General features: G+C 68.3%; 9 protein-coding genes. 6 read left to right on the forward strand and 3 right to left on the reverse strand.

Annotated features, from left to right (window positions below; genetic code table 11):
- Positions 1-40 precede the first annotated feature (40 nt).
- Both ACRDSK_RS05940 and ACRDSK_RS05945 read left to right on the forward strand, forming a co-directional pair.
- Positions 41-280: a D-arabinono-1,4-lactone oxidase gene (locus tag ACRDSK_RS05940; RefSeq protein WP_431438927.1), complete on the forward strand. Its 240-nt coding sequence runs from the start codon at positions 41-43 to the stop codon at positions 278-280.
- Between the two features lie 65 nt (positions 281-345).
- Positions 346-1,026 carry an SGNH/GDSL hydrolase family protein gene (locus ACRDSK_RS05945; RefSeq protein ID WP_431438917.1) on the forward strand — a complete coding sequence of 227 codons (681 nt, stop codon included), beginning with the start codon at positions 346-348 and terminating at the stop codon, positions 1,024-1,026.
- Between the two features lie 16 nt (positions 1,027-1,042).
- On the opposite strand, the gene ACRDSK_RS05950 is transcribed toward ACRDSK_RS05945, so the two are convergent.
- On the reverse strand, positions 1,043-1,765 hold the full coding sequence (locus ACRDSK_RS05950) for an AfsR/SARP family transcriptional regulator (RefSeq protein WP_431438918.1): 723 nt from the start codon (positions 1,763-1,765) through the stop codon (positions 1,043-1,045).
- A 632-nt stretch (positions 1,766-2,397) separates the two neighbouring features.
- On the opposite strand from ACRDSK_RS05950, the gene ACRDSK_RS05955 reads away from it, so the two are divergent.
- Entirely contained in the window at positions 2,398-3,060 is a 663-nt protein-coding gene (locus tag ACRDSK_RS05955) for a TetR/AcrR family transcriptional regulator (RefSeq protein ID WP_431438919.1), read from the forward strand.
- A gap of 6 nt (positions 3,061-3,066) precedes the next feature.
- On the opposite strand, the gene ACRDSK_RS05960 is transcribed toward ACRDSK_RS05955, so the two are convergent.
- Both ACRDSK_RS05960 and ACRDSK_RS05965 read right to left on the reverse strand, forming a co-directional pair.
- A complete protein-coding gene (locus ACRDSK_RS05960; RefSeq protein ID WP_431438920.1) occupies positions 3,067-4,422 on the reverse strand; it encodes an MFS transporter in 1,356 nt (451 codons plus the stop codon).
- 224 nt (positions 4,423-4,646) lie between these two features.
- Complete coding sequence (locus tag ACRDSK_RS05965; protein WP_431438921.1) at positions 4,647-6,152, reverse strand: flavin-containing monooxygenase; 1,506 nt, start codon at positions 6,150-6,152, stop codon at positions 4,647-4,649.
- A gap of 169 nt (positions 6,153-6,321) precedes the next feature.
- On the opposite strand from ACRDSK_RS05965, the gene ACRDSK_RS05970 reads away from it, so the two are divergent.
- From ACRDSK_RS05970 to ACRDSK_RS05980, 3 genes are all read left to right on the forward strand, one after another.
- Positions 6,322-7,812: a flavin-containing monooxygenase gene (locus tag ACRDSK_RS05970; RefSeq protein ID WP_431438922.1), complete on the forward strand. Its 1,491-nt coding sequence runs from the start codon at positions 6,322-6,324 to the stop codon at positions 7,810-7,812.
- Positions 7,809-8,654, forward strand: a complete 846-nt coding sequence (locus ACRDSK_RS05975) for an SDR family NAD(P)-dependent oxidoreductase (protein WP_431438923.1) — start codon at positions 7,809-7,811, stop codon at positions 8,652-8,654. Before ACRDSK_RS05970 ends, ACRDSK_RS05975 begins: the two co-directional genes overlap by 4 nt.
- Positions 8,651-9,140, forward strand: a 490-nt coding sequence (locus tag ACRDSK_RS05980) for an alpha/beta hydrolase fold domain-containing protein (protein WP_431438924.1), incomplete at its 3' end; no start/stop codon positions are given. The genes ACRDSK_RS05975 and ACRDSK_RS05980, both read left to right, overlap by 4 nt.

Genomic DNA, 9,140 nt, shown 5'->3' on the forward strand with positions numbered 1-9,140 from the left:
AGCCAAGGTCTTGGCGACGCTGCGCCACCCGGTCGTTGGCATGCCGCGGACAGCTGCACGACGCAACTGGGCGTGTCGGGGAGCGGCTGGCGCCGTTCGGGTGTCCACCCACTGGGCCAAGATTTTCGCCATGGGACCGGAGCGGGTGCGTTCGTGCTACCCGCGGTTGCCCGACTTCCGTGAGCTGGTGCGGCAGTACGACCCCGGCGGGAAGTTCCGCAACCCGTTCGTTGACCGATACGTTTCGGAGCCCTCGTTCGATGCGATTCCAGCATCTTGATCACCTGGTGCTGTCCCTACCTCGGCTTGGTTGCTTCAGCATGCGGTCGCACGTATTCTTTTTCGATGAGCGTTCCGAACTCCCTGACCGAAGAGTCCGATCCGTTCTGCATGTCCGCCGAGGACGCGGCGGCGCTGCTCTTCGACGCGCCGTGGTCTCGGTTCGCCGTGATCGGGGACAGCTTGTCGGCGGGAACCGGCGACGCGAGCCCCGGCTACACCGACCTCGGCTGGGCCGACCGAGTGGCCGAGATCCTCCGCCGGGTGCGCCCAGACCTGCGCTACCTCAACGTGGCCGTGGTCGGCGCCAAGACGCCGGAGGTGCTGGAGCAGCAGATCGAGCGGATGCTGGAGTTCGCGCCGGATCTGCTGCACGTGCCGTGCGGCGCCAACGACATCGTGCGCCGCAGTCCGGACTACGCCGAGATCGAGCGCAGCCTGCGGCGGGTGTACGACATCGCCGCGCAGGTTGGTGCCCAGCTGATGTCGTTCACGCTCGGCAAGGCCTACGTCGTGCCCGTGTTCCCTGACTGGGACGAGCGGGTCCACACGATGAACGCGATCACCCGCCGGCTGGCATCCGAGTACGGCGCGATCGTCGTCGACATGTGGGATCACCCGGTCAACGCGAGGGCGGACCTGCTCAGTGCGGACCAGATCCACTTCTCGACCTCGGGTCAGGCGGTGATGGCCACCGAGATCGTCAAGCAGCTCGCCTACGTGCTGGGCCGCCTCACCCGCGCCTGAGCCGCACGGCCGGCCCTCATCTCGCGCGGATGAGCTGGTACCGGTCCGAAGCGGGGGTGTACCGCCGCACGCTGTCGTCGGAGCCGGTGATCGCGGACCGCAGCTCGAGCCCGGGCCGCACGCCCAACTCGTCCCGGAACACGCGTTCCGCGTCGCGGTAGGCCTCCGCTGCCTCGGCGTACCGCCCCATCTTGCGGAGGGCGATGATGTGGCGGGTGCGGATCGATTCGTTCAACGGGTTCTCCGCGATGAACTTGCGTGCGTTGAGGACCACCTTCTGGTTGTTGCCGAGCGCGATCCACGCGTCGATCAGTGTTTCCCGCGCCGCGGACCGCCACTGGTGCAGTTCATCGGCCGCGGTCGTGATCAGCGGGCCGTCGAGGGTGTCGAGCAGTGCTTGTCCGCGCCACAGCGAAAGCGCGTCCTCGAGAATGGCGGCGACCACCGTCGGGGTGCCCGGCGCCAGGTTCAGCGCGCGCTCGACGAGGTTGACGAAGCGGTGCGCGTCGACCGCGTTCCGCTCGATGTTCAGCCGATATCCGGAGTTGACCGTCTCCAGCACGTCGGTCCGCGCGCCGTTGGCGACGAGCCAACGGCGCAGCCGCGCGACGTGCGCATGCAGTGCGTTGATCGCATCCCCCGTGGTCCGGGCCAGGTCGAGCTCCTCGATCAGTTCGTCGCGCCGGACCTCGTCGTCAGCCTGGAACGCCAGCACCGCGAGTATGCTGCGGAGCTTCACGCCGCTCAGTGTCACCTCCGCATTTCCGAACCTGGGCCGCAACGGGCCGAGGATACCTATGTCGGCTAAGTTCATCGCCCTCGTTCCTTCTGCGGCAGAAACTGCCGCTGAACTTCCAGAAATAATCGCGAACGTCAGGCCTCATGCACCACTGAGCAGCTCCCCCAGAAACGCGACCCTTGGCATGGCGAACGGAAGCATAGCAAGTGGGTATTTGGTGGCGCAGCCACACATTCAGGTAGGTGCCACCCGCACGATCAGGTCCTTCGGGCGGAGTAGGGGCAATACGGCCAACTGGGCCACGATCTGGGCGCATGGATTTACGACACCAGGCGGTAAGGAAACCCGGTGCCCGAATTTGAATGATCCGCTAGTGCGGCACCGTCCGGCAAAAGGCCCGATTCGTGAGGTCTGCCCCTTGGGAACGGTTTATTTCACTCGATTGCCGGTTGTTTTTTTGTGGTCGTCACTCAATGCGTAAATTGGGTCGGCGAATGTTGCGACTCTTGGGGGTATCCGTCAGCGCACCTCCGTCGGACCGGCGTCCGCCCGAGACGAGCCGTACGCGATGGCCGTGACGCGACAGCCCTGTGACCAGGAGAAAACGGCGATGTGAGCGTATGATCGGTCGTATGGGAAGTGGTCCGGAGCAGCGCACTGCCTGGCACCCGGGTGCCGGAGCCGCGCTCGGTCGCGAACCGGGTGAGATCACGGACAAGCGTCTGCTGCGCGGCGCCCGGACCCGCCAGATCGTGCTGCGCGAGGCCGTCGACATCGCCTCGCTGGGAGGACTGGAGGGAGTCAGCTTCGGCAGGCTCGCCACCGCCACGGGCATCAGCAAGGCCGGGGTGCAGACGTTGTTCCGCACCAAGGAGGCCCTGCAGCTCTCGGCGATCGAGTACGCGCGCGAGCTGTTCACCGACGCCGTCGTGGCGCCGGCCCGCTCGGTCACGCACGGCGTCGACCGGCTGCGCGTGCTGATCGAGAACTGGATCGGCTACGCGGAGCGGCCGTTGTTCGCCGGCGGCTGCTTCTGGGTGGCCAACCTGGCTGACTACGACAGTAGGCCCGGCCCGATCCGCGACGCGCTCAGGCGCCAGCGACAGGAGTGGATCAGCGTCATCACCGCCGAACTGCGCCACGCGGTGGCGGCCAAGGAGATCGGGGACCTCGACGCGGAGCTGGCAGCGTTCCAGATCGACGCCGTGCTGTGCGCGACCAACACCGCGCTGCGCATGGGAGACGACGATGCGGCGGACAAGGTCCGCCGCATCGTCGAGGGGATCATCGGCTGAGGAGCCTCAGCGTGCCTCGGCCGTCGTTTTCGGCAGCAGGAACACCAGCGCGGCCACGATCACCGCGACGACGAACACGCCCATCGAGGCCATCGCGAAGCCGTGGCTCGCGGCCTCCACCCGCCCGTCCACGTCGGGGCGGAACGAGGTGAAGAACACCACGCCGATCACCGCGACGCCAAGCGCCGCGCCGACCTGCTGGGCGGTCGAGAGCGCACCGGAGGCCATGCCGACCGACTCCGGCTCGATCCGCGCCAGCACCGAGTTGAGCAGCGGCGTGATGAGCAGGCCGCCGCCGATGCTCTGCAACATCAGGGTCGGGATCACCATGCCCGGCGTCATGTCGCCGCCGGTGAACAGCACCACCGCGGTCGACAGGTAGCCGAGCGCGAGGATGACCGAGCCGACCTGGAGCACGCGCCTGCCGTATCTCGGCACGAGCTTGCCCGCGACCACGCCGAACACGAAGAACATCACGGCGGCCGGCGCGTACACCAGACCGGAAGCCAGCGCGGAGAGACCCAGGCCGTCCTGTAGCGACACCGACAGGGCCAGGTAGTACGACGTCAACAGCGCGTACACGCAGATGACGAGCACCAGGCCCAGCGAGAACGAACGCTGCCGGAACAAGGTGAGGTTCATCAGCGGGTCACCACCGCTCCGGGCCACCCGCCGCTCGATGGACACGAACGCGGCGAACGCGGCCAGGCTGGCTGCGAAACACGCCCAGGTCCACCACGGCCAGCCGTTCTCCCGGCCCTGGATGAGCGGGAATGTGAGCAGGAACAGCGCCACGCTCATGACCGCGACGCCCGGGATGTCGAGCCGTCGTGCGCCGGCCACCTTCGACTCCGGCACGTACTTCGCCGCGAGCGCGAAGGTGATGATGCCGATCGGCACGTTGACCCAGAACACCGAGCGCCAGTCGGAGCCGAACAGGTTCGCCCCGATCAGCAGGCCGCCGATCAGCTGCCCGCCGATGGTGCCCAGGCCGATCACCACGCCCAGAACGCCGAAGACGCGGTGCCTGCCCTCCGCCGGGACGAGCAGGGTGATCACGCCGAAGACCTGCGGCACGACCATGGCGGCTCCGAGGCCCTGCACGATGCGTGCGACGACCAGCATGCCGGGACTGGTCGCGACCGCGCACGCGACAGAGGCGAGCGTGAAGATCACGACACCGAGCATGAACATCCGCTTGCGCCCACGGAGGTCCGCGATGCGGCCCGCCGTGATCATGAAGACGGCGTAGCTGAGCTGGTAGCCGGCGAGCACCCACTGCAGCTCGCCCGCGGTCGTGTGGAGGTCGCTCTGGATCGCGGGGCCGGCCACGATCACGATGTAGGAGTCCAGGATCGCCATGAACATCCCGACCATGACGGTCGAGACGGCGGGCCACGGGATCGCGGAGGGCGTCTCGGGTGGGCTCGCGACCCCGCCTTCTCGGGTATTCGTCACGAAGGACTGATTCCCTTCTCGTCGAACGACTTCGAAAAAAGCATACACTCGACCGTATTGTTACTACAAGCAAACACGCGCCCGTTCCGACGCAGGTCGTGGGGCCGCAGGGGCGTGAGGGGGCCTGGTCAGCGGCTCACCGTGGCGCGGACGCTGGAGAAGGTGAACGCCTCCGGACGCGGGCGTCGGGTGGCTCGCCAGTAGCTCGTTCCGGTGCCCGGCCACGACTGGCGGTTCGCGCCGGTGTGGTCGAGGAACCAGCTGTGGCAGCCACCGGTGTTCCACACCGAGCGCGACAGCTTGCCGTGCAGCCAGGCGTTGAACTTCCGCTGCACGTTGGTGCGCACCTCGAGGCGGGTGGCGCGGCGCGCCTTCATCATGCGCAGGCACTCGACGATGTAGTGCAGCTGCGCCTCGATGACGAACAGGATCGACTGCGCGCCACCGCCGGAGTTCGGGCCCATGATCATGAACATGTTCGGGAACCCTGACACGTTCATCCCGAGGTAGGCGGTCATCCCGTCCCGCCAGGCCTCCTGGATGGTCTCGCCGCCGCGGCCGACGATGTGTTCGTGCGCGCAGCGGTTGTCGGTGCTGTAGCCGGTGCCGAGGATGACCACGTCGGCTCGGCGCAGCTCGCCATCGCCGTCCCGGATGCCGGTCTTGGTGAACTCGGCGACCCCGCTGGTGACGAGATCTACGTTGGGTTTCTGCATGGCCGGGTAGTAGTCGTTGGTCAGCAGGATCCGCTTGCAGCCGATCTGGTAGGTCGGCGTCAGCTTCTCGCGCAGCTCCGGGTCGGCGACCTGCTTCCGCAGCGTCCGCCGCGCGACGACCTCCAGGACCTTCACGAACCGCGGGTGCAGGAACGCGAGCACCGGCAGTTCGTGGGTCCAGTAGGCGACCAGCCGGTAGAGCCGCTGCACGAACGGCAGCCGTCGGAACGCCTTGTGCTCGAGCTCGGCGATCGGGCGGTCGGCCTTGGGCAGCACCCAATGGGCGTTGCGCTGGAAGACGTCCACGTGCGCGGCGGTGTCGACGATCTCGGGGATGAACTGCGCGGCGCTGGCGCCGGTGCCGATCACTGCGACCCGCTTGCCCTTGAGGTCCACCGAGTGGTCCCACTTCGCGGAGTGGAACAGCGCGCCGCCGAAGCGCTCCGCGCCGGGGAACTCCGGGACGTTCGGCAGGTGCAGCGCGCCGTGCGCCATCACGACGATCCGCGGCCGGTACTCCTCGCCCGAGCGGGTGCGCACGTGCCACCGGTCGGCGGCCTCGTCGAACTCGTAGGACACCGCCTCGGTGTTGAACCGGATGAACGGCTCCAGGTCGTGGTCCTTCACCACACGCCGGATGTAGTCGAGGATCTCCGGCTGCCCCGCGTACAACCGGCTCCAGTTCCGGTTCGGCGCGAAGGAGTACGAGTACATGACGCTGGCGACGTCGCACGCACAGCCTGGGTAGGTGTTCTCTCGCCAGGTGCCACCGACACTGTCGGCCTTCTCCAGGACCACGAAGTCCCGCTGCCCCGCCTGGAGCAGCTTGATCGCCATACCGAGCCCGGCCAGCCCGGTGCCCACGATGAGGACGTCCGGCGACTCGATCGCTCCTGGTTCGCTTGGGTTGGACCCCACGACCGTTCTCCTAACGTGTTCACGCCCGGGTGTGTCGTGCTCGGATCATCCGCGACGTGCCTGAAACCTCTCTGCCCGCCAGGTCCCCGTGAGGTCAGGGGCTCGTCAGATCGCTTTGCGAGGATCGCCGAATCGACCGTCGGACGGGCGCGATGGGAGTTCTGACCCCGTGAGTACTGCTGAGAAAACGCAGAGCCGGCACGTGCGCGTGACCGTGATCGGGGGTGGGATCGCCGGCGTCGCGGCCGCGGAGCGCCTCCGCCGCGACGGTCACGAGTTCCTGGTCCTCGAACGCGGTGGAGACGTCGGCGGCACGTGGCGCGACAACACCTACCCCGGCGCGGCCTGCGACGTGCCATCGCACCTCTACTCGTTCTCGTTCGCGCCGAACCCGAACTGGACGCGCTCGTTCTCGCCGCAGGGCGAGATCCAGGACTACCTCGTCGACGTGGTCCGAAGGCACCGGCTGCGGGACAACTACGTGTTCGGCTGCGACGTGCTGACCGCGACGTGGAACGACGCCGACGCGCGCTGGGAGCTGGAGACCACGAAGGGCCGCTTCACCGCGGACGTCGTGGTCGCCGCCTTTGGTGCGCTGTGTGAGCCGTCGCTGCCCGACATCGCCGGCATCGAGGACTTCGACGGTACGATCTTCCACTCCGCCCGCTGGGACCACGACACCGACCTCAGCGGCAAGCGGGTCGCGGTGATCGGGTCCGGCGCGTCGGCGATCCAGATCGTGCCCGGGATCGCCGACCGGGTCGGACAGCTGGAGGTGTACCAGCGGACAGCGCCGTGGATCCTGCCGCGGATGGACCGCCGCTACACCGCCTTCGAGCGCTTCGCCTGCCGGTACGTGCCGTTCTACCAACGACTCATGCGCACCGCGATCTACTGGTCGCGCGAGGCACAGGTGTTCGGGCTGGCGAAGAACCCGCTGCTGATGCGCCCGATGGAGCTGGCCGCGCGGGCGAAGATGCGCTTCGACGTGCGCGACCGTGCGCTGCGGCGCAAGTTCACCCCGGACTATCGCCTCGGCTGCAAGCGGATCCTGATCTCCAACGACTACTACCCGACCTTCGCCAAGGACCACGTCCGGCTGGTCACCGAGGGCATCCAGGAGGTCAAGGCGAACGCGCTGGTGACCGAGGACGGCGAGGTGCACGAGGCGGACGTCATCGTGCTGGCCACCGGGTTCCAGATCGCCGACTCGCCCGCGCACCGGCGGATCTTCGGCCGCGACGGCCGCAGCCTCGGCGACGTCTTCGACCAGGTCGGGAGGGAGTGCTACAAGGGCACCACGATCGCGGGCTTTCCCAACATGTTCTTCATGGTCGGCCCGAGCACCGGTCTCGGGCACAGCTCGATGATCTTCATGATCGAGGCGCAGGTGAACTATCTCGCCGATGCGCTGGCCACCATGCGCCGCCGACGGATCCGCACGATCGAGGTGCACAAGCCGGTCCAGGAGGCCTTCGCCCGCATGCTGCAGAACCGGATGGTGGGCAGTGTGTGGACCACCGGCGGCTGCGCCAGCTGGTACCGGGACAAACATGGCCGCAACACCACGCTCTGGCCAGGGTTCTCGTTCGAGTTCCGCCGGATCACGCGCAAGTTCGACCTCGACGCCTACGCAGTCTCGATGGAGGAAGCAGCATGAGCACGGGGTTCACGGGCAAGGTAGCGGTGATCACCGGGGCAGGCTCCGGCATCGGCCGCGCACTGGCGGTCAACCTCGCCGGCCGCGGCGCCCGGCTGGCCCTGTCCGACGTCGACAGGGACGGGCTCGAGGCGACCGCGGTGCGCTGCGAGGCGCGCGGTGCCGACGTGCGCGAGGACCTGCTCGACGTCACCGAGCGCGAGGCCGTGCTGGCCTACGCCGCGGAGGTCAAGGCGCACTTCGGCACTGTCCACCAGCTCTACAGCAACGCCGGCATCGCCTACTACGGCGAGGTTTGGCGGGAGGCGTTCAAGGACATCGAGCGCGTTCTCGACGTCAACTTCTGGGGCGTGGTCAACGCCACCAAGGCCTTCCTGCCGCACCTCATCGAGTCCGGCGACGGGCACGTGGTCAACGTGTCCAGCCTGTTCGGCCTGATCACCCTGCCCGCGCAGAGCTCCTACTCGGCATCGAAGTTCGCCGTGCGGGGGTTCACCGAGTCGTTGCGGCAGGAGATGCTCGTGGCGAGGCACCCGGTACGGGTCAGCTGCGTGCACCCGGGCGGGATCAAGACATCGGTGGCCCGCAACGCCATGGTCGCCGACGGACTCGACCCGGACTCGGTCGCGCGGATATTCGACCGGCGGATGGCGCTGCACAGCCCGGAGATGGCCGCGGAGACCATCGTCGAGGGCGTGCGCAGGCAGCGCGCGCGGATCCTGATCGGCGGCGAAGCCAAGCTCTTCGACCTGCTCAACCGCGTCGCGCCGACAGGCTCACAGCGGTTCTGGGCCTGGTACTCGCGGTTCCTGGCCGTCGCGCCACGCAAGGGGACGGCATGAGCCTGCCCAGGATCCCGGTGCCGCTGGCACGCGTCCTGCTGCACCCGTACTTCCGGCTGACCTTCCAGCGACGGCTGCCGTGGAAGGTGCAGCGCCTGCTCCTCGAGCTCGCCGCCTGGACGCAGCCGATGCCGGCCGGTGCCACCACTCGCACGCTCCTGCTGGGCGGGCGACGCGCCGAGGTCGTCTCCGCGGGCGAGGTCGACGGTCCCGGCGCGGTGCTGTATCTGCACGGCGGCGGGTACACCGTCGGCTCCACCGCCACCCACCGGTCGCTGGCCGCGCACCTCGCGCGCGAGGCGGCCCGGCCGGTGTACCTGCTCGACTACCGGCTCGCGCCGGAGCACCGCTACCCGGCACCGGTGCAGGACACGGTGGCCGCGTTCGACGCGCTCGGCCGGTCCGGCCACGCGCCAGGGTCGATCGCGCTGGCCGGTGACTCCGCCGGTGGCGGCATCGCGCTCGCCGCGGCGCAGGCGCTCGTGG

The organism is Actinophytocola sp. (genome assembly GCF_050699915.1).
Taxonomy (GTDB): domain Bacteria; phylum Actinomycetota; class Actinomycetes; order Mycobacteriales; family Pseudonocardiaceae; genus Actinophytocola.

Bases quoted from the DNA above. Each gene is read 5' to 3' on its own strand.
- ACRDSK_RS05940 (WP_431438927.1), top strand. From the start codon at position 41: ATGCCGCGGACAGCTGCACGACGCAACTGGGCGTGTCGGGGAGCGGCT.
- ACRDSK_RS05960 (WP_431438920.1), bottom strand. From the start codon at position 4,422: ATGGCGATCCTGGACTCCTACATCGTGATCGTGGCCGGCCCCGCGATC.
- ACRDSK_RS05945 (WP_431438917.1), top strand. From the start codon at position 346: ATGAGCGTTCCGAACTCCCTGACCGAAGAGTCCGATCCGTTCTGCATG.
- ACRDSK_RS05975 (WP_431438923.1), top strand. From the start codon at position 7,809: ATGAGCACGGGGTTCACGGGCAAGGTAGCGGTGATCACCGGGGCAGGC.
- ACRDSK_RS05955 (WP_431438919.1), top strand. From the start codon at position 2,398: ATGGGAAGTGGTCCGGAGCAGCGCACTGCCTGGCACCCGGGTGCCGGA.